At 30.8% G+C, this 19149-nt stretch carries 14 protein-coding genes and 1 tRNA gene; 6 read left to right on the top strand and 9 right to left on the bottom strand.

The annotated features are described in order from the left end of the window. Positions 1-8: 8 nt before the first annotated feature. From G8C43_RS07240 to G8C43_RS07205, 8 genes are all read right to left on the bottom strand, one after another. Positions 9-755 (bottom strand): carboxymuconolactone decarboxylase family protein, encoded by a 747-nt coding sequence (locus G8C43_RS07240; RefSeq protein WP_166005135.1) that lies wholly within the window; start codon positions 753-755, stop codon positions 9-11. Positions 756-1463: 708 nt separating this feature from the next. Further along, the gene (locus tag G8C43_RS07235; protein ID WP_166005133.1) at positions 1464-4049 is read right to left on the bottom strand and encodes a TnsA endonuclease N-terminal domain-containing protein; all 2586 of its coding nucleotides are present in this window, start codon (positions 4047-4049) and stop codon (positions 1464-1466) included. Further along, on the bottom strand, positions 4049-5848 hold the full coding sequence (locus G8C43_RS07230) for a site-specific DNA-methyltransferase (RefSeq protein WP_166005131.1): 1800 nt from the start codon (positions 5846-5848) through the stop codon (positions 4049-4051). The genes G8C43_RS07235 and G8C43_RS07230 overlap by 1 nt, the downstream gene beginning before the upstream one ends. 18 nt (positions 5849-5866) lie before the next feature. Further along, positions 5867-8785, bottom strand: a complete 2919-nt coding sequence (locus tag G8C43_RS07225) for an ATP-dependent helicase (protein WP_166005129.1) — start codon at positions 8783-8785, stop codon at positions 5867-5869. Between the two features lie 705 nt (positions 8786-9490). After that, positions 9491-9564 (bottom strand) — tRNA-Ala (locus tag G8C43_RS07220). Between the two features lie 10 nt (positions 9565-9574). Next, the gene (locus tag G8C43_RS07215) at positions 9575-10006 is read right to left on the bottom strand and encodes an RrF2 family transcriptional regulator (RefSeq protein WP_105296402.1); all 432 of its coding nucleotides are present in this window, start codon (positions 10004-10006) and stop codon (positions 9575-9577) included. Positions 10007-10020: 14 nt separating this feature from the next. Further along, positions 10021-10692, bottom strand: coding sequence for a 16S rRNA (cytidine(1402)-2'-O)-methyltransferase (rsmI, locus tag G8C43_RS07210; RefSeq protein ID WP_166005127.1), 672 nt, complete (start codon positions 10690-10692; stop codon positions 10021-10023). A gap of 15 nt (positions 10693-10707) precedes the next feature. After that, the gene (locus G8C43_RS07205; RefSeq protein ID WP_166005125.1) at positions 10708-11403 is read right to left on the bottom strand and encodes a hypothetical protein; all 696 of its coding nucleotides are present in this window, start codon (positions 11401-11403) and stop codon (positions 10708-10710) included. Between the two features lie 71 nt (positions 11404-11474). Here G8C43_RS07205 and G8C43_RS07200 point away from each other — a divergent pair, with 71 nt between their 5' ends. Continuing rightward, positions 11475-12074, top strand: a complete 600-nt coding sequence (locus G8C43_RS07200; protein WP_166005123.1) for a thymidine kinase — start codon at positions 11475-11477, stop codon at positions 12072-12074. A gap of 20 nt (positions 12075-12094) precedes the next feature. Further along, positions 12095-14539, top strand: coding sequence for a bifunctional UDP-N-acetylmuramoyl-tripeptide:D-alanyl-D-alanine ligase/alanine racemase (locus G8C43_RS07195; RefSeq protein ID WP_166005121.1), 2445 nt, complete (start codon positions 12095-12097; stop codon positions 14537-14539). 223 nt (positions 14540-14762) lie between these two features. Here G8C43_RS07195 and G8C43_RS07190 read toward each other — a convergent pair whose 3' ends face one another. Further along, positions 14763-15494, bottom strand: a complete 732-nt coding sequence (locus tag G8C43_RS07190) for a S24 family peptidase (protein WP_185150456.1) — start codon at positions 15492-15494, stop codon at positions 14763-14765. Between the two features lie 361 nt (positions 15495-15855). Here G8C43_RS07190 and G8C43_RS07185 point away from each other — a divergent pair, with 361 nt between their 5' ends. The 4 genes from G8C43_RS07185 to sufD all read left to right on the top strand — a co-directional run bounded on the left by G8C43_RS07185 (position 15856) and on the right by sufD (position 19027). Continuing rightward, the gene (locus G8C43_RS07185; RefSeq protein WP_105296408.1) at positions 15856-16125 is read left to right on the top strand and encodes a hypothetical protein; all 270 of its coding nucleotides are present in this window, start codon (positions 15856-15858) and stop codon (positions 16123-16125) included. Between the two features lie 252 nt (positions 16126-16377). After that, on the top strand, positions 16378-16731 hold the full coding sequence (locus G8C43_RS07180) for a hypothetical protein (protein ID WP_166005119.1): 354 nt from the start codon (positions 16378-16380) through the stop codon (positions 16729-16731). A 249-nt stretch (positions 16732-16980) separates the two neighbouring features. Next, on the top strand, positions 16981-17715 hold the full coding sequence (gene sufC / locus G8C43_RS07175) for a Fe-S cluster assembly ATPase SufC (protein WP_160542566.1): 735 nt from the start codon (positions 16981-16983) through the stop codon (positions 17713-17715). A 46-nt stretch (positions 17716-17761) separates the two neighbouring features. Further along, positions 17762-19027 (top strand): Fe-S cluster assembly protein SufD, encoded by a 1266-nt coding sequence (sufD, locus tag G8C43_RS07170; RefSeq protein WP_166005117.1) that lies wholly within the window; start codon positions 17762-17764, stop codon positions 19025-19027. Positions 19028-19149 lie beyond the last annotated feature (122 nt).

Here is a 19149-nt window from a genome sequence, read left to right as displayed (position 1 = left end):
TTAAAATGTTATGTATTTTTTTCTTGCTGTTCAACTATTTCATTTACAATTTTTCGCACAGAGGAAGCTTCTTTTCTTTTTAAAGTTGTTTTTATTATAGATGTAAATTGTTGAAGTTGTCGGGGAGACCATCCTACATTAAGACAGATATTTAAATGGGAACGAAGCATAGGTTCTGCTTTTCCTATTGCACTAATAGCTGAAATGTTTACTAATTCCCTTTCAGCATAAGTAAGAATATCTCTTTCAAAAATATCGGCAAATAAATGTTCTTTCAAAAAGGTATCAATTATCGGAGCAAATGCTGAATAACCACTAAGTTTTTCAGGTTGTTGGGTTTTAGTCAATTCTTCCAGTATCTTTTTTCCTCTTTCATATTTGTTTTCGTTCCTTTTAAGGGGAGAAATATCTTTTCCATCTATATCTTTTATGCCTTGATTTTTATGATCCTCAATCACTTCCATAAAGGTTTGTAACCCCCGAATACTGCGCGGAAATCCACAATAAGCATATAAATGTACCAAGATCTCTTTGATTTCATTTACTGATAAACCGGAGTTAAGCCCATTATTTAAAGCTTTTTTAAGTTGAGATAAGTCTCCTTTAGCTGTATAGGACGATATGATTATTATACTTTGCTGCCTGGAATTCAAAAGAGTATCCTGTATTTTATTGTTATATTGTGATTTAAGATGGCTAACCATACCAATGACAATAAATAAAAACAGTATGGTTTTATGATATATTATTTTCATCATTTAAATACATGCAGTTGTTAACATGGATCTTTTAAAATTTAATTATTTCATCTCTACCCATACTCTAATTGCAATGATTATACCTTTATAAATTTTTAAATCATTGACAAAGACACCGATGGTATTCTTTAAACTGTTTTTAAATTATTTTAATAATAATCTTGTTTATTAACATTGATAGAGCTAATGTAAATTTCTGATTTTAAATCATCTTAATTTGTATACTGATTACCTTTATTTCAACCAATATAACTGATTTTTAAATAGATTGATTTTCAAAAGAGAGGAGGTACTTATAGGTGTAGAAATTAGAATTATTAAAAAAATAAAAGCACCGAAAAAATAATTTGGTGCTTGGATATTATGCTCAAGTTTAATTTCTTTTTTAAATAGTAAAATAAAGAGCTATTTAAATACTAATCCGGTGTCCATCTCCAGCCCACTTACTGTTTTTATATTCAAAACTAAGTCTAACTCTTTATTTAAATATTTTTTACCCATCTTTTTGATTAATATTATATCATACTAAAAAAACAAAGTCTTTTATAGTTAAGGTTGAATTTTTCAACAATTAACTCTAAAGTTTCTTCAAACTTAATTTTAGACTCATAATATTCTAAATATTTTAAAAAAGACATAATAAAATACGATAAATGTAAACCAGCATTGTCTTATTTGTTAAATAAATGTTTTTATGAAATAACTTTAAAATTTAATTGTTGGATTACTTGATTGTATAATTTCATATCTCATTTTGTTTGCATCTGCCAATTGTTTAGCGTACTCACTTTTAGCTTTTACCACTTCATCATCAATCATATAATCAGCTTTCACTTCTAATATAACATATGAACCATCTTTGAGCAATACTAGAAAGTCAGGATAATAACTGCGTAATGTATGCGAAACATTATCTATGTAATGTATTACAAAATCAGATTGGCCATTTGCTAACATGCCTGTAAACCATACTTTGTCAACCTTGTTTTCATTAAGCAATGTTTGGAATAATGTTTTTTCTGGAACACTATCAAAACAATAATTGTCAAGATGGAACGATTTGTTTTTGAAAGGTTTGTATTTATTGTCTTCTAAACTTGCTAAGAGTTCAGGCTTAACCTTCATTTGGTAAAATCCTTCTTTTGGTGCTTTGACTAATTCAACTTTTATTTCATCCGTAGAGGTAAATTCCTGTATATCCCAATAATAATTGAATAGTTTGGGTATAACCCAATCGTATAACAATTCATTATAGTCATTTACCCATTTTAAAACTTCATCAAGCCTTTGTATGGATTCTTGTAATATCTGTTTTATAAGTGTTGGTTTGAGATTCAAATATCGTGATATTTCACCGATTAATAATAATGTTGAATATTTAAATTTCTCTTTTATATAAGTAATATCTTTAGAATATCTTTTTTTTGATAAATCGGTAATTGATCTTTCTGTTTGAATAATCCTATACCTTTCAATATCAACCTTTTCAAATTCAAAGTCTATACCCTCATTAAGTTTTCGTTCTTTCAGTTTGTATAATTTCTTAACCTGTTTTAATTTCAATTCTACTGGTGGTGGAACGAAACGAACCTCAACTAATTCTTTGTCATCGTTTTCTCCTTTTAAATCATCAATCGTTAGTCTGAAATTTTCTTCCAATTCAGCATTCAAAATATCAACGTTTTCTTTGGATAGGAATACCATGGCTGTTTCTTGATACTCTGTGATTTTACGCAAACAACGCATTGTCGCCTGAAGTACAAATATCTTTGACTTAGGGCATCGATGCATACCCACACCAAATAATGAACGACAGTTCCAACCCTCTTTTCCTTTGTTTACAAGAAGAACGAATTGTTTCTCTGAGCTTATGGTGTCCAAATTAATAAACTCTCTTAAATCATCATTATTTGTGATAGTTGCATCACCTACATTTACAAGAATTTTTGAAATTGGTATATTCAATTCTATTAATACCTGCTCAACTGCAGGACGTAATTCATTTTGAAGTTCATCTATTGAACTTGCAAAGAATGCTATTTTAGGTAACATCCCTTCAAAGCGTTTCCCATCATAAGCATCCCAAAATTTAGTAATTGAATATCTTACAAATGCTTGTGTTTGACTTCTTATATTTTCAAATTCTTCTACTTTGACTTTTTTCAAATACTTGTTATCAATCGCATCTTTCAAACCGTAATAATAAACTACCTCAGGTAATAAACGTTTACCAACGTATGGAGTTCCTGTATAATTGTAACAGCCTACAATGTGAGTTCCTGCGTAATTCAAACTTTCTGCTAACTTATTGATAGTGTTTCGTAAACTTGTAGCCTTGTTGGGATCAAAATCTTTCTTTAAGGTACTACCAAATACATGGTGAGCTTCATCAACATAAATTCCTAGTTGAGAAATACGCCTTAAGGATTCAAAACGTTGATTTGTAAGGAGATTGTGTTCATTTAGTTCTTCACCATACAAGTCTTTTCCCATTTTCAAAAATGCATGGGTTCGATCACTGAATAATTGTTGAATTTGAGTTTGCTCATTTTGTTGCCTTCTCAAAATTATTTTTTGAGTATTGGATATGATAATATTAAATCTTGAACCTTCGAGCAGATTCAATGTAAGTCCTGTATCATCCAAAAAATGGAATTTTATATTTTCTATAAAATTGACATATTCAGGAGGTACAACTTTTGATTTGTCAAAAGTTTGAATCTCTTTTAGTGATTGTAAAACAGTCTTGTCGGGTGCAAATACCAAAGCATTGTGACAATATTTCGGGTCTTTGGGAAATTTATTTGCTAATAGGAATTCATAAAAGATCGATGTAGCCATCAGAACAGTCTTCCCTAGCCCCATTGTGAGAGAAAAGATATAGTTGGGATACTCTTGTTTGAACTCTTCTATTTGATTAAAGACTGCTTGATAAAGATCCTTATTTTCATCGAAGTTAAATTCGTTTTCAAATAAATCTATTTGTCCTTTAGAACTTAATCCCGTGGTTTCTCTGTCTTTAAACTCATTTTTTTTATAAACCCATTCTATAAATATTTCGTTCAAATGCTTGTTTTCACAAAACTCTTTTAGGAAAACATACATTTCCAAGGCTTCAAATTGTGGTTTGCGAAGATAGGCTTCAACATTTTCTTCAGGATTATTAAAAATTAAATATTTCTTAGTTATTCCTTTAAATTCTTTATATATACGTTTCCTTTCTTGTGAAATGAATAAGTTCAAATACCGATAAAAGGGAAAATCAATATGTGATGATTTTTTCTTTGCCATTATTTAATAGTCTTTTCAAAAGTTTCACTCAAAAGGTCTGTTATTTTGATATGGATTGTACCCGAATCTTTTGGTATATCATAGATTCCCTTTACCAATTCATTTTTCTCCGGTATATCAACAATCTGAGGTTCAAAAATAGAACCATCATAATTGAAGTCTATCATTATACTTTCTGTCATTTCTTTCCAATTCTCTACATTTTCTTTTTGGATGGAAAGTTTTTGGAGTAAATTCATTGGATAGAATTCCCGAACTAACAAACGATTACCCTCGATACTGATTTCAGCATCGCTGTCATGTTTGAATTCTAAGTTCGATTTATCTCTCAAAACATCTACTATTTTCACATCTAATGGAAAGGGTACTTGTTCTTTCAAATGTGCTGCCAAGTCGGGTTCGTGTCCCATACACACCAAAAGAATGGATTCGACAGGTTTGTTGGGGCTTTCATTGTGGCGTTTTTCGAAGGTCTTGTAGTCAAAGTTGACTATCAGCTCATTGAGGTCGGCACGTGTAGCAATACGATTTACAGACATCACTTTTACAAAACGTCCATCTTTTTCGCCATCATACAACATACTGTTTGGCATGGGTTGTACTTCTAATGCCTTTAGCAACAAATCTTTTGCTTCCACAGGATTACGAAACACATCGTAATTGTTGACATTATATACTTGAAAACCTGTATAGTAATTCTCAATCTTATTTTCATCATCAAAGCCGATCTTATTTTGTTGACTATTCAACTCATTAGCTACCTTTATCAAACGTTTAGTGGTTGTTTGAACAGCTCCTAAATTAATATCTGCACCAATAAAGCGTCTACCAAGTTTCATTGCAACAGCCTGAGTGGTTCCACTCCCCATAAAGCAATCAAAAATGATATCACCTTCATTTGTTGAAGCTTTAACAATACGTTCAAGTAAACTTTCAGGTTTCTGTGTTGGATATTTAATATTTTCTGCTGCGGTTGGTTGTTGCTGAAATGACATTATATCCCCCCATACATCACCAAATGGTTTACCTTTATCAATCACATCTTTTAAGTAACGTGTAAAACCATGTGCAACCATAAATTTTTCACCATTTTCATCTACTCTATTAAACATGTCAATATATTTTTGAGTATGAGGTTGCATCAATTTATTAAACTTACCATTACCTGTTTTTGTATAATAATATATTATGTCATGTCCTCGAATCCAATTATTAGCTTGGGTTTTAAAGCCTGACAAAACTGTAATATCCCATATTATTTCTCTTTTGAAGTTTTGAGAACCAAAAACCTCATCTAATATAATTTTAATATAATGAGCCCTTTTTTCATCCAAGTGGACATAAATACTACCTTCTTCTGATAATAATTCTCGCAATAATATGAATCGTTCATACATAAATTGAAGATATTCATCATTAGACCAAATATCTGTATATTGTTTTTCTTCAAATGCAGTATTATCATTTTTTACACTTTGTCCTTTCAGCGATATTTTCTTTTTATAATCAGCTTTACTGTCATAAGGAGGGTCAATATAAATTAAATCTACCTGCCCACGATATTTTTTCAAAAGATGAGACATCACTTGTAAGTTATCACCCCAAAAGATTTGATTCATCCAACCATCCGTTTCTTCGCCATGTTGTTCCTTCAATTGTGCAGGGTAATATTGCGTACTTGTAAAAGGTCGTTTGCCCTTCCATCTCAACATGGGATAACCTTTGATAGGTTCAAATTTAAATTTTTCAACCGAATCTATTTTTCGTTCTGCATTCAGATTTAATATATTATCTTCCATAGTATTTAATTCTTTCTTTTATTCACTAAACGTATGTGGATTACAATAATATCGCATATCACATTCACCGCATTGCTTTTCACCTTTAGGCGTACGACTCATATCGTAATCTTTTGATTCTATTCTGTTTACTACCTCAGAAAATATATCAATCGTAGCGTTTATGTTATCTATATTTGCTTTAAAAGTAATGTATGGAATACCATCATCTTCTTTTGGGTAGTACAAATGCAGTTTACTTATTTTTACACCTTTGTTTTTTTCGATAATATGTGCATAAACTTCCAATTGACGTTGGTATTGGTTCAACAATTTTCGCACTTTAGGGTCTGTTGAGTTTACATCAGGTTTATCTCCTGACTTAAAGTCTACCAATTCTACTGTTTCATTATCACCCTTTATAAGGTCGATAGTTCCTTTCAGAATATAATCTTCTTTTACCAAAGACACATCAACTTCGGTTTCTAATATCAAATTCCAACGACTCTGATTGCGGTCACGATACCTTAACACCTGTTTCAACAATGCGTTAAGCTGTCCTTGGTGTAGATAACTTCTTTGCTGTTTGGATAATAGTTGATAATTACGATTAAACCAATCGGTTATATTATAATTAGTGAGCTTATTTTCTTCTTTCTTCAATACTGCACGATGAATATCTTCAATCGTTTGATGTAATAAACTACCCCCTAAAACGCCCCCTGTACGAACTTCAACAAATCCTAATTCTTTATAGAATTTATATTGTAAAGGACAGTTTTCATATAATAAGATATCGGATGTAAAAGCATATTCATGCTTTATATTGATGGGTTTTAGGTTTTCTAATTCAAGCAATTCGGGTTTAAAACGTTCATCTGTCCAAGATGGCAATTTATTAAAAGTATCCGCAAAATGTTTGGATGGTGTGCGTCCTTGTCCCTCTCTTGTACAAGCTGATAATACCAATAGGTTCTGAGGTCTTGAAAAAGCAGTATAAAACAACCTGTAAAAGTCATAATACTTAGTTTTTTTAATAGGTTCGAAGGGTGGCTTGTGATAGTAGTCTGATTGAAGTTTCAAGTCAATATCATCATATTGTTCTCGTGGTGATGCGTTTAATGAACCAACAATAACAATAGGGAATTCAAGCCCTTTGGATTGGTGAATAGTCATAAATGAAATACAACCTGAGGGAGCGTATTCTTCAAAGTCTTCATATTCTTCAAGACCACCTTCCTTCAAAAATCGTAAGAATTTATTAAACAATTCTTTTAATGTTCTGTCAATATTCTTTTCTGTAAAAACAGTGATATTATAGGTATGTTCAAACTTAAATAATAGTTTGGAGAACATAGCGATATTATATGTTGCTCTCAGGTCTGTTTTCTTTTCTTGTAGGTTGACATCCAAATATTTTGAAAACATTGGAAATTCAAGAAGTTGATACAAAAGGGCAGCAAATGCATAGTTGGTACTTTGAGAAAAGTTAGTATGAGCTTTCATCTTACTCAAAGTCCACTTATAAAGTGTTTTGTGAGTTTGTGAGTCTTTCGTAAACTCATTCATAAATTCTACTTGACAACCTCTATAATAATACCATATATCCAATTCTGCTGTATCATTCCATTTCAGACGTTGAAATAGGTTAGGAAATATGGTAACAAATGCACCAATCAGCAAACGTATTTCTTCACGTTCAAAAAACATCTTGGAACGTGGTGAGAAAACAGGTATGCCCTTATCTTCTAAAAATTCAGCTAATCCAATGGCTTGGTCACTTTGAACAGATTTGAATAGAAATGCTATTTGATTGTAATCAGTCAGTACACCCTTATCTTTTAAATCTTTGATGAAATTATAAACTTCTTGATGATAAGCTTCTTTATCATTATGTTTAGATACTTTGATTACAGCAGGAATGTTTGGATATTCACCATCATTTGGTTTGATAGTCTTTTCGTATCTGAAAGTTTTACCATTATGATTCCAATTATGTCTGTTCATAAACCTGTTATAGAAATTGATAATATCAGGGTGTGAACGATAATTGGTATCTAATGTAACCTTTTTACAAGTCCCTTTTTCAAAGTGTGTAGAAAACTCTAAAATATTGCGTATAGAAGCTCCTCGAAAACGATATAAACTTTGATCATCATCTCCAACAACACAAATATTTTTGTGTTTGTCAGCTAGTAATAGAATAAGACGTTCTTGAATAGTATTAGTATCTTGATATTCATCAATCATAATATATTTAATCTTATTCTGCAATTCTGCTAATATATCAGGATTGTACTCTAATAACCCAAGAGCTTTACTCTGTATAGTAGCAAAATCAATAACATTTTCTTCTTTCAGCAGTTTTTGATATTCTTTGTAGAAATCACCAATCACTTGTAAATCAGGCTCATCAGAATTGTATAGCTCATCAGGGTCGATATATTCTTCTGCTATTTTAGATACATATTTTACAACGATATCAGCTTTAATCCAATTGGATAAATTTATCTTCCAAATGAAGTCACTATTTTCAACTGCTGTGAATCTATTGATATTTCTAAATATAAGATATCGTTGGTCAAATTGATCAAGAATATTATAGTTTCGTTTAAGACTCGTAAACTCTCTATATTCTTCCAATATTCTAAGAAAAATAGAATGTAGTGTACCAATATACATTTCATTGAGATTAATATCTATCCCAAGTTGTAATAATCGATTTGAAATTCTTGTGACAAGTTCTTTTGCTGCTTTCTCAGTGAATGTAGCAACAAGTATAGTCTCTGCATTAACACCTTTTGATATAAGGTAAACTACACGTTCCACAAGGGTTTTTGTTTTACCTGCTCCTGGACCCGCAATTATTAGCAGGGGGCCTTCTGTATTTAAAATAGCTTCCTTTTGGTTTTTATTAAGAGCTTGTTTATCGATTTTCCATATTTCTTCTAACACCATTGTATATCAACATAACGTCAAAATTAAAGGATAAATATATACATTAATATAAAATAAAACAACAAAAAGTAAAAGACTTATATACTTAATACTTTGACACTAAACAAAAACAAATCAATTTTATAAACCATTATTTGTTTCATGTATCTATAATTAATTGAATATAAAAACAATGATGGGAAAATTGTTTATAATAAAAAATGTTAGGGAAAACTTATTTTCGAGCTAGATCCAAAAATGCATCATGGAAGAAATGTAATATCTTCTCGAATTATTAAGAGTTTAACTGGAAGAATAGTTAAATAAGTTGAAACTTTCTTAACAAACGGTATCTAAACTTGAGAAAAAGGAGTAAATAAATGATAATATTCTAGATAAAAATGCTTCTGCTCTACATTTTCTTATTGAAACCATTAAGATTTATAAAGTAAAGGGTATTATTATAATAAATACATGTCAAGATGAATCATTCAGTTACGCTGTTCATTATAAATATGCTATTTATCCTATTGAAAAAATAGTAGAATTCTATATTATAAAATAAGCACTTTATGAAAAAATGATTTAATAGAGAAACTGTTTAATAAGTAAAATAATATTTATTTATTGAAAATAAAAATCAAACCGGCTTTATAGATATTGCCTAAAAATAAAAAACACCAAATATTATAATTCGGTGTATCAGATATTTGAATTTTAATCATGTGGAGCTGATGGGGCTCGAACCCACGACCTTTAGACTGCCAGTCTAACACTCTAGCCAGCTGAGCTACAGCCCCGAATTTTCGATCACAAAGATAACTTATTTTTCTTTTTTGCCAAACTTGCTAAGGTTGTTTTTCTATAGATTTCTAAGGTTGCATCTCGAACTTCTATAAATACATCTCGTATGGTACAAGTATCTTCTGTTGTACAAGTATCACACGGCTGATGGTACATAATCGACACACAAGGCAATAATGCGATCGGGCCATCCATTAATCGAATTACTTCTATCAAGGTTACTTTTTCGGGGTCTTTATTCAATCGATACCCTCCTTTTGCTCCTCTTCTACTGGTTAAAAATTGTGCATTCTTAAGGTCTCTTAAAATATTTTCCAAAAACTTTTTGGGAATATTTTCATCATTAGAGATTTCTGTCGACAATATACTTTTATCCTTATCTTGTCTTGCTATATAGATTAAAGCTTTTAAAGCGTATTTACACCGGTTGGAAATCATAAATCTAAAGATACTTATTTTCCTTCAATTAGTAAAACTATTTCACCTTTCAAAGGCTTTTCTTTGCATATTTTTACTATTTCGCCTACGCTACCCCGCAACGTTTCTTCATACATTTTGGTAAGTTCCCTGCTTATGCTAACTCTTCGATCTTCTCCGAAGATTTCAGAGATTTGTTCCAAAGTAGTATTTATTTTATGGGGGCTTTCATATAAAATAATAGTTCTGCTCTCTTGAGATAGCTCTTTAAGTTTTGTTTGCCTTCCTTTTTTGGCCGGTAAAAAGCCTACAAAAATAAATTCATGAGAAGGAAGACCTGAGATAGCCAGGGCAGGAACAAAAGCCGTTGCTCCCGGAAGGCATTCTACCGATATATTTTTTTCGATACACGATTTTACAAGCATATATCCGGGATCCGAGATTCCCGGAGTTCCGGCATCGGTGATTAAAGCAATGACACGTCCTTCAGAAATCTGCTGAGTATATCCCTCTGTTTTTTGATGTTCATTAAACATATGGTATGATTGCATCGGCGTTTGGATATCGTAATGCTTTAAAAGCTTACCGGAAGTACGAGTATCTTCAGCCAAAATTAAGTCTACTTCCTTTAAAAGCCGTAAAGCCCGCAGGGTTATATCTTCCAGATTTCCTATAGGAGTTGGAATTAAATATAGCTTTCCACTCATATACTTTATAAACTTTTAAGAATCAAATCTGTGAACTATTAAACCGGATAGACGTTCCACATATTCTTCTTTGTTTTTCCAATTATATTTTACGAACATTTCTTCCATCCATCTTTTTGCTTCTTCTATGGTATGCGTTTGGTTCAATTGGGCAAATTCATTATCCATATCTGATTTGCTGCCATTAAACAATTGACTGATAAATGCTATGGAATCATTAAAATCTAAATTAATTGGTCGTACAATTCTATTCTTTTCTTGAGGTTTTATTTCTGCAATTCGGATATTCAGAGAATCCATTTTTTTTAAATTTTCTTCCTCTGATTTTCTCATCTCTTCAGTTGTATCAACTGCTTCTACAAAGGGCTCCTCAACTTTTTGTTCTTCTGTGATTACATTGTTTTCAACATTATCTTTTTTTATTGAGTCTATAGGATCAGACACTTCACTTGCCGCCTCTTTGTCCGTTTCATAAAAATCTCTAACCTCTACTTTCTTTTCCTGAACTTTTCCATTACTTTCTAAATTTTCAAGGATCTGCTGATATTTAGAAGTAGATATTTGTTTTAAAAAAATAAATTTTTCGTATAAGTTTTGAATTTTCTGCTGATGTGACAAAAGACCTGAAAAGCTTTGCACACGGCTAATTTCTCCGGCAATAGATTTGATTTCCTCTAGAACTTCCTTTTGAAATATTTCTTTAGCATTCATAATTTGCTTTTTAATATGTTCGTTAATTTCTACTTTTGTAAAAATTTTTATTAAAGACCCGAAATTTACAAATGTTTCTTGAAAATACAACAAATAGCACTCAACAAACTGGCTGGATTGAAGTAATTTGCGGTTCCATGTTCTCCGGTAAAACAGAAGAACTTATACGCAGACTTAAACGTGCAGAATTTGCAAAACAAAAGGTTGAAATTTTCAAACCTGCCATGGATGTAAGATATGATGAAACATTGGTAGTTTCCCATGATCAAACTTCTTATCCCAGCACTCCTATTGACAATCCTTTAGAAATTCCTCTTTTGGCAGCCGATTGCGATGTTGTAGGAATCGATGAAGCTCAGTTTTTTAGCGATACTATAGTGGAAGTTTGCAATCTACTTGCCAATCAAGGAAAACGAGTTATAGTTGCAGGTTTGGATATGGATTTTAAAGGCAGACCTTTTGGCCCGATGCCCTTTTTAATGGCTACCGCCGAATACGTAACAAAAGTACATGCTGTTTGCGTAAAAACCGGAAATTTAGCTAATTATTCCCATAGAATTTCATCCGGTGAGAACTTGGTGGAATTAGGAGAAAAGGACAAATATGAACCTCTAAGCAGGCAAGCTTTTTGGGAGATAATGAATAAGGAAAAAGTACATAAAAAGGATTAAATTTAACTAGAGGTTCTACGATGAAATATTCCGCATCTCAACTGGCCCGAATTATTGATGCCCAACTCATCGGCAATCCTGATAGAATAATTAAACATGTTTTCTATGACAGCCGAAATATAGTATCTCCTGCAGATGGTACTTTTATTGCATTTAAAGGAGTTCGAGACGGACATACTTATATGGAAGATGCTTATAATAAATCGGTTCGAATTTTTATAGCGTCGCATATTCCCTCAATGCATCCCGATGCTACATATTTGATAGTGGATGATACGGTTTCTGCATTGCAAAAATGGGCTCGTCATCACGCAACTTCTTTTCCTAATCTTCTAACCATAGGCATTACCGGAAGTAATGGTAAAACCATACTAAAAGAATGGCTTGACCAATGTTTATGGGATGAATTTTCAATTATAAAAAGTCCTAAGAGTTTTAATTCTCAAATTGGACTTCCCTTATCTCTATTACAAATTACATCTAAACACAATTTAGGAATTTTTGAAGTCGGAATTTCCAAACCCGGTGAAATGGATAAACAGGAAGATGTTTTGCATCCTTCGATTGGAGTTCTCACAAATGTACTGGCAGCTCATTCCGAATATTTTAAAGATCGGGAAGAGCAAATTGTGGAAAAAATTAAACTTTTTAAACACTCAAGTGCAATTATTTATCCAAGTGATCCGATTATTTCAAAAATAATTCAAAAAACGTATCCCAATAAAAAATTAATTTCTTTCGGAAAGGAAAATTCAGACATCCAATTATTAGATATTTCTCTTACCGGTAATACAACAGAATTGAACGTTTCCATTTGGAGGGAAAAAAGAAAATATACTATCCCTTTTACTGATAATGCCTCTATTCAAAATGCATTATGTTTAGTAGCCGTACTTTCTGAATTGGGTTGTAAATACGATTTTATACAAGAAAAAATTTTTCATTTGCAACCGGTATCGATGCGTTTAGAACAAGTATCGGGAATTAATAATTGTACTATTATAAACGATACCTTCAATTCGGATTATCAATCATTGGAAATAGCCTTACAGTTTCTTTTTCAGCAAAATAAACCTAAAAAAGTATTGGTATTATCAGATATTTTCCAATCTCGTCTTCCTGAAGCTGCATTGTATAAAAAAATTGCTGACTTAGTTAATTCTTTTCCTTTACATCATGTCCTTTTAGTAGGAGAAAAAATGCACCAATATCAAAGCTTATTTAATGCTATGTTAAAAAGCTTTTTGTCCACGGCAGAAGTTATTAAGTTTTTAGAAAGTCGATCTATAAAAGATGCTGCCCTATTAATTAAAGGGGCCCGCAAGTTTGAATTGGAAAAAGTTGCTCAATTATTGCAAGTTCAATCTCATGATACCATACTGGAAGTTAATCTGAATTCACTTTTGAATAATGTAAATTATTTCAAAAGTCAATTAAAACCTAAAACTAAAATTATTGCCATGGTTAAGGCTTTTTCTTACGGTTTGGGAAATTTTGAAATTGCAGAAGTTTTACAATATTATCATATAGACTATCTGGCCGTAGCTTATGCGGATGAAGGTATTAAATTAAGAGACCGGGGGATTTATTTGCCCATTATGGTTATGAATCCTGAAATCAGCAGTTATGATCGTGTCATTGAATATAACTTGGAGCCGGAAATATACAGTTTTAGGGAACTTGACTTATTTACACAAAAATTAAAAGAAAAAAACGTATCGGATTACCCTATTCATATTAAAATAGATACCGGAATGCATCGCTTAGGCTTCCAACCCGATGAAGCTCAAAAATTAGGTGACTTATTAAAAGATAATATTTATGTAAAGGTAAAATCGGTTTTCAGTCATTTTGCAGTGTCCGATGTGTTAGAGCAAGAAGAATTTACCAGATTACAAGCGACGAGACTGAAATATTCATTTGATTTATTAGTTAAAATATTAGGTTATCGACCTCTTCTTCATATAGCTAATTCAAACGGTATTCTTAATTATCCCGAATATCAATTTGACGCCGTTCGTTTAGGTATTGGTATGTATGGATATATTGATAACGAAAAGGCTTTAAAAATGCTGGAAAATGTAATTACTTTAAAAACTGTTATCTCTAATATTCACAATCTTAAACCCGGAGAAACAGTCGGATATGGTCGACATTATGTTGTTGAAAAAAATTCTTCTATTGCAACTTTACCTATTGGCTATGCAGATGGTATTCGTAGAATCATAGGAAATGGTAAAGGATATGTAACGATACATGGAATGAAAGCTCCTATCATTGGAAATATTTGTATGGATATGATGATGATTGATGTAACGGGGATTGCTTGCAAAGAAGGAGATCCAGTCATTATAATTGGTGAAAATCCTAGTTTGAAAGAATATGCTGACTGGTATCAAACAATTCCTTATGAAGTCTTAACCTCTATTTCGCCCAGAGTAAAGCGCATCTATTACAGGGATTAAAATATTCCTTCCTATTTATATTTGAGGATTATCTATATTCTTATATAATTTTGAATTAATAAGCTTTTAATTACTATTGATCACAATATTATTTATTTATAAAAAATTTATAATATCTACAGGTTTTAAAAAAAACGGTTAAAGTAAAAAAAGTTACTTTATGAAGTTTACAAATAAATTTTACTTAACCGTATAAAATCTCAAACGTATTAAAAATAGTAATTTAATTATGCAACCGTATACTTGCTCGTATTAAAGCAATAGCATTTATATGTTCCATTAACATATCTTTAGGCTGATGATGTTGATTCTGTGAAACCAGCTTTATATAATTGTCTCCTAATTCGGATTTTTGGACAAACTTAACGGTAATATATTCGCTCCAATCATCAATTTTTATAGATAGTAAATACATTTCTCCCCAAAAAATTTTATCTAAAGTTATTTCTTTATATAATACTATATCACCACTTTTCAGTAATGGATACATGGAATCTCCTTTCACATATACTCCTCCATCACAATTAGCTATACCCGGTATACGAATTCGATCCAGAACCGCTTCACTGGAAGTCCCCTTAAAAAGCTCAACCAAACCGGCTGTAGCTTCTAAATCATATAATGGGACATCTTGTATTTCTCTAACAGGATCCGCCGTTTTACGGTGCACATTTATCGGAACAGTAATAATTTCTTTTCCTCTCGGAAATCCTGATCCTCTTTTTAACATGGATTCCCTTCCGGTAAGAAGCCAATTTACATTTATTTCATCAAACTTATTGGCAATATCTTCTAATATATCATAAGAAGGTTTAGTTCCTTCCCTTTTTAATCGGTTTAATTTTTCCGAAGAACTATATCCCAACCCATTAATTGCAAAATCATGAACACTTCTAAATCCTTTATATTTAATGATCTCAGCTATTCTTTCAAAGAAATTTGTGTTATTTTTCATATTTTATTTATTTTTTGCAAATATGTTTGTATGTTTGCTTTGTATTATAACGTAAATATACATTAATTTTTTAAAAACCCATATAATTACCAGAAAATTAATTTATTAGATATCGAAACTTTTATTTCGATTTACAAACAAACAAGAAAGATGTTAACTAAATAGGAACTAATAAATGATTATATGAATATTAAGAACAAAATACCATTTTTAAGATTGATTCCACGAATTATAGCGATTTAGTTAAATATAGTGCGCGAATCTAAAATGCTCCAATTATTAATATTCAATTATAATCCGATTTAGCCTGGTCTCATTTAGCAATTAAAAAGAATTAATTCACCAATTAATACACCATACCATGAGAAAAAGAAAATTAAACATCCATGATTTAAGAACCTGTTTAAGCTATGATTCTGAAGTTCGAAAATTTCTTAGTTTAAAGGAAAGATGTATCATCCATCATAATCAGATTAAAATTTTAGAGTGGTCTTACCCTTTAGAAATACCCGTCGATCTCATTGATAAAATTGAAGATAAATTAGATGAAATACGTCGAAAAAGATGGAAACGACCTGAGTTTCATTTTGAAAGAGAAAGCAACCATATTACGAGAATACAAATAAAATGAAAGAAAATATTCTTTTTTTAAGATTTATCTATTGATATGTTACCGATTTCATTTTGTAAGAATTTCCTTTTTTTATTCTTTTTATTGAAAGCTTCTTTATTATTAGCTTTTCTTATCCCTTAATTTTCAAGAAGTAATAAGCTAATAATTTTTGTTATCGAAACTAGACACCCTAAAAATTAATATTTTATATGATATAATTAAAGTGTATTTCATATTAAAACCTTAAATAACAACCTTTAAAAAGCCCATATGATACCATATTGTAAAGAAATTAACGAAACACTATTTGATTTTTTTATCCAAAACAAAGGTGTGATCTTTGTTACTGTGATCAGTATGATCGCTCGTTCCTTATATAAAGGAACTTCGGTATGCAGACTTCTAATCAAAACACCCATTTCCATAATAATAGGAATTTCCATGGGGATACTGATGCAAGAATTTACCGATGTATCCCACAATACTATATACGTATTATGTATGCTTACCGGTGCATATACCGGAGAAATTTTAGATGGCATTGAACAACTTTTAAAGTGGATTCCATCGGCTTTAAAGAAAATTATAAGTAAAAAACTGGATATTGATGATAAAGACCCTTAATTTAAAGAAAATCAACATCAATTGAATTTATTATAACATACTTTTTAAATAAGAAGTATTTAAAAATGAGCGATTTTTCTGTGAAATATTCTATTTAATAGGAATTTGTATTAGTAAGTCTTTGAAAAATATTTATTTAAATAATGTTAATCAATTTTGAAATCAATAAAATTTATAACCTATTTTTTAAAGCATTTATAAAGGTAGTATATTTGTTTTTGAATAAGTTTAAGATAATATACGATAAAAATGCTATCAATAAAAAATTTGCACGCAAGAATTGGAGAAAAAGAAATACTTAAAGGAATAAATCTTGAAATTAATAAAGGAGAGGTACATGCGATTATGGGTCCTAATGGAGGAGGAAAAAGTACGCTTTCCAATGTAATTACCGGAAGAGAAGATTATGAAGTTACCGAAGGTTCCATTCTTTTAGACGGAAAAAATTTGTTAGACCTTGCCCCTGAAGAAAGAGCCAATGCCGGTATATTTATGTCTTTTCAATATCCCGTGGAAATTCCGGGTGTTAGCGTTTCCAACTTTTTAAAGGCAGCCATAAATGCTAACCGCAAAGCTCGCGGACAGGAAGATATTTCGGCACAAGAATTTTTACAAAAAGTTAAAGAAAAATCTGAAATGCTTGAAATTAGAAAAGATTTTCTTTCCCGATCTCTTAATGAAGGATTTTCAGGAGGTGAAAAGAAAAGAAATGAAATTTTCCAAATGGCTATGTTAGAACCTAAATTATCCATTTTGGATGAAACGGATTCAGGGCTTGATATTGATGCATTACGTATTGTTTCTAACGGGGTTAATAAATTAAAAAATAAAGATAATGCCGTTTTAGTTATTACTCATTACCAACGCTTATTGGATTATATCGTTCCTGACTTCGTACATGTTTTAATGAACGGAAAAATTATAAAATCGGGAACTAAAGAATTAGCATTGGAATTAGAAGAAAAAGGTTACGATTGGTTATAATTTTCAAATACGCCAATCAGTCATCCTCTTAACTAAAATTAGTAAAATGAACATTCCACAACATACAGAATTAGTAAAAATTATAAAACAAGCTCAACAAACATTAGAGAATAGCAGTCTTCCAACCTCAAAAAATGAAGATTGGAAATTTTCAAAAATAGCAGATTTTAATCCGGAAACTTATGAAGCTGCAAAAAATAATCCTGTTTCTAAAGAGATTATAGAGAGTATTTTAGGTAATGAATCGAATTCTTTTAAAATAGTTTTGATTGATGGAATCATTTCACCAATGTATTCCAATTACCCACAGGATTCATGGAAAGTGCTTCCTTTTTCTGAAGCATTACAAAATGAAACGTATCAAACAATTATTCTCTCTAAGCTAAATTCCATTTCTAATAATGAAAATTATTTTAACGTATTAAATACGGCATCATATCAAGAAGGAACTTTTATTTATGTACCTAAACAAACAATAGAGAATCAGTTAATTGAATTAATCTATATAAATTCAAAACAAGAATATAAGGCCATTAGCAACCTTCGTAATTTATTTGTTATTGAAGATCAGTCTCAAATTCAAATTTCTGAAAGAATTCATACGCTTTCTGAATTGGACTTCTTTCATAATATAGTTACAGAAATTTTTGTTGGAAAAAATACGAATTTCAGCCTTTATAAAATTCAGGATGATAAACATTCCTCTTGTTTAATAGACTCTACCTATATTGAACAAGAAAAAGACAGTAACGCCTTTGTGCATACTTTTTCTTTTGGCGGCAAAACGGTTCGCAATGAATTATCTTTTGATCACAAAGGAGAAAATATCAATTCAACATTAAAAGGGGTTACCCTTATAGGAGATGGACAAGAAGTGGGAAATCATACACTTGTTAAACATAACCAACCTAATTGTGAAAGCCATGAACTTTATAGAGGGATATATCAAGATTCTGCACATGGCATATTTAACGGAAAAATCAAAGTAAATAAAATAGCTCAAAAAACGAATGCTTTCCAGCAAAATAATAATATTTTGCTTTCTGAAAATTCGAGCATCGATACGAAACCTCAGTTAGAAATTTTTGCAGACGACGTGAAATGTTCCCATGGATGTACTGTAGGTCAACTTGATGATGATGCCTTGTTTTATATGAAACAAAGGGGAATTCATGAGAAAGAAGCTAAAGCTTTACTTATGTTCGCATTCTGTGCGGATGTAATGGAATCTGTTTCCATTCCTTATTTGAAAAATAAAATAAACAAGATTATTGCTCAAAAATTAGATGTAAATTCTGATTTTGAAATATAAAAAATATATATAATTTTTTTCAAAGGTTAGGATTAATTCCTAACCTTTCGTATTTAAATAAGTTAAATTCAACGTTTAAACATCAATCTTTTTTAATAACTTAGCTACATCGCTAATAAATT

The sequence above is a fragment of the Apibacter sp. B2966 genome (assembly GCF_011082485.1).
Classification (GTDB): domain Bacteria; phylum Bacteroidota; class Bacteroidia; order Flavobacteriales; family Weeksellaceae; genus Apibacter.
This window is presented reverse-complemented; position numbering and strand designations above follow the sequence as displayed.

Coding starts and splice junctions, on each gene's coding strand:
- G8C43_RS07240 (WP_166005135.1), bottom strand. CDS start 755: ATGAAAATAATATATCATAAAACCATACTGTTTTTATTTATTGTCATT.
- G8C43_RS07235 (WP_166005133.1), bottom strand. CDS start 4,049: ATGGCAAAGAAAAAATCATCACATATTGATTTTCCCTTTTATCGGTAT.
- G8C43_RS07230 (WP_166005131.1), bottom strand. CDS start 5,848: ATGGAAGATAATATATTAAATCTGAATGCAGAACGAAAAATAGATTCG.
- G8C43_RS07225 (WP_166005129.1), bottom strand. CDS start 8,785: ATGGTGTTAGAAGAAATATGGAAAATCGATAAACAAGCTCTTAATAAA.
- G8C43_RS07215 (WP_105296402.1), bottom strand. CDS start 10,006: ATGATTTCCAACCGGTGTAAATACGCTTTAAAAGCTTTAATCTATATA.
- rsmI (WP_166005127.1), bottom strand. CDS start 10,692: ATGAGTGGAAAGCTATATTTAATTCCAACTCCTATAGGAAATCTGGAA.
- G8C43_RS07205 (WP_166005125.1), bottom strand. CDS start 11,403: ATGAATGCTAAAGAAATATTTCAAAAGGAAGTTCTAGAGGAAATCAAA.
- G8C43_RS07200 (WP_166005123.1), top strand. CDS start 11,475: ATGTTTCTTGAAAATACAACAAATAGCACTCAACAAACTGGCTGGATT.
- G8C43_RS07195 (WP_166005121.1), top strand. CDS start 12,095: ATGAAATATTCCGCATCTCAACTGGCCCGAATTATTGATGCCCAACTC.
- G8C43_RS07190 (WP_185150456.1), bottom strand. CDS start 15,494: ATGAAAAATAACACAAATTTCTTTGAAAGAATAGCTGAGATCATTAAA.
- G8C43_RS07185 (WP_105296408.1), top strand. CDS start 15,856: ATGAGAAAAAGAAAATTAAACATCCATGATTTAAGAACCTGTTTAAGC.
- G8C43_RS07180 (WP_166005119.1), top strand. CDS start 16,378: ATGATACCATATTGTAAAGAAATTAACGAAACACTATTTGATTTTTTT.
- sufC (WP_160542566.1), top strand. CDS start 16,981: ATGCTATCAATAAAAAATTTGCACGCAAGAATTGGAGAAAAAGAAATA.
- sufD (WP_166005117.1), top strand. CDS start 17,762: ATGAACATTCCACAACATACAGAATTAGTAAAAATTATAAAACAAGCT.